The sequence below is a fragment of the Frankia tisae genome, from assembly GCF_025403405.1.
Taxonomy (GTDB): domain Bacteria; phylum Actinomycetota; class Actinomycetes; order Frankiales; family Frankiaceae; genus Frankia; species Frankia tisai.
Genome location: NZ_JANEZT010000754.1, coordinates 1 through 850, shown reverse-complemented (window position 1 = coordinate 850; position 850 = coordinate 1). Strand labels below are relative to the sequence as shown.

Here is an 850-nt window from a genome sequence, read left to right as displayed (position 1 = left end):
GGGTGGGGCGGCGGCGGCGGGTGGTGGCGGCCCACCAGGCGACGCGCCAGAAGGCTTCGGCGACGATGGTGTTGCTCATCTTCGAGGTGCCGCGTTCGCGTTCGATGAAGGTAATGGGTACTTCGGTGACGCGGAAGCCGGCGCGCCAGGCCTGCCAGGCGAGGTCGACCTGGAAGCAGTAGCCCTGGGAGGAGACGCCGGTCAGGTCGCGGTCGCGTAGGACGTCGGCGCGGTAGGCACGGTAGCCGGCGGTGGCGTCGCGTAGTGGCATGCCGAGGGCGGCGCGGACGTAGAGGTTGCCGCCGCGGGAGAGTAGTAGCCGGGTGCGGGGCCAGTTGCTGACCTCTCCCCCGGGTATCCAGCGGGAGCCGATGACGAGGTCGGCGTGGGCGAGGGCGGCGAGCAGGCGGGGTAGCTGTTCGGGTTGGTGGGAGCCGTCGGCGTCCATTTCGACGATGACGGTGTAGCCGTGTTCGAGGGCCCAGGTGAAGCCGGCGACGTAGGCGGTGCCGAGGCCGGATTTGCTGTCGCGGTGTAGGACGTGGATGTGGTCGTCGTTGTCGGCGAGTTCGTCGGCGATCTTCCCGGTGCCGTCGGGGCTGGCGTCGTCGATGACGAGCAGGTCGACCGTCGGGTTCGCCGCGCGTAGGCGGCGGGCGGTGTCGGGGAGGTTGTCCCGCTCGTTGTAGGTGGGGACGCAGACGACAACGCGGTGGAGATCCACGCGGTTCCTTTCCTGATCGGGGGCCATGTCCGTCAGGCTGGCCCGGCGGGCGTCACTGTGGGTGTCGTCTCGCGGGGTCGTGGTGCCTGCGGGGTGATGCCGGGGTGGTCTTCGCCGGTGGTGGGG

Annotated in this window: 1 protein-coding gene; it reads right to left on the bottom strand. The window is 70.4% G+C overall.

Annotation, left to right across the window (positions count from 1 at the left end):
• The coding region (locus NBZ85_RS31505; protein WP_261563469.1) for a polyprenol monophosphomannose synthase at positions 1–724 on the bottom strand (724 nt) is incomplete at its 3' end.
• Between the last annotated feature and the right edge of the window lie 126 nt (positions 725–850).